1 protein-coding gene is annotated in these 424 nt (G+C 38.0%); it reads left to right on the top strand.

Translation table 11 applies throughout. The features are described from left to right. Positions 1–20: 20 nt before the first annotated feature. On the top strand, positions 21–424 hold a 404-nt coding region (locus R2R70_RS19035; protein WP_410978754.1), incomplete at its 3' end, for a hypothetical protein.

Below are 424 nucleotides of genomic sequence, written 5' to 3' on the forward strand. Positions count from 1 at the left end.
ATAAACCCAATGATCAACTGGTGAAGAAGCTAGTAACAAAAAGTAATATTGATACGTTAGCGTATAGCTTTTTTGATAAAGCTCGTAATCGTTTTACCTCCTTATCATTAGAAAGTTTAATTGAAGAATGGTTTCCTACTTTGCAACCGAAAGATAAGTATATCGCTGTGAGGGGTTTTTTTTATGCATTTGGACAAGCAACAGCAATAAAAAATAGTGGCCGAGGCTTCCTAGGAGATACCCTACCCAGATTACGCTTTCATTGGATGGTGAAAAATATTGATGGACTTTGGGGGACCTCTGATTTACCACAAATAGAAGATAACCATCGAAGAGTTGGGTGTTTATTACCAGAGCCAAAAATCTCCTATGAGGGAAAGCGTGTATTAGAAGTTTTGTACTGTGAGTGTTGCGGTACTCAGCT

Source organism: Cobetia sp. SIMBA_158 (assembly GCF_046566945.1).
GTDB lineage: Bacteria > Pseudomonadota > Gammaproteobacteria > Pseudomonadales > Halomonadaceae > Cobetia > Cobetia amphilecti.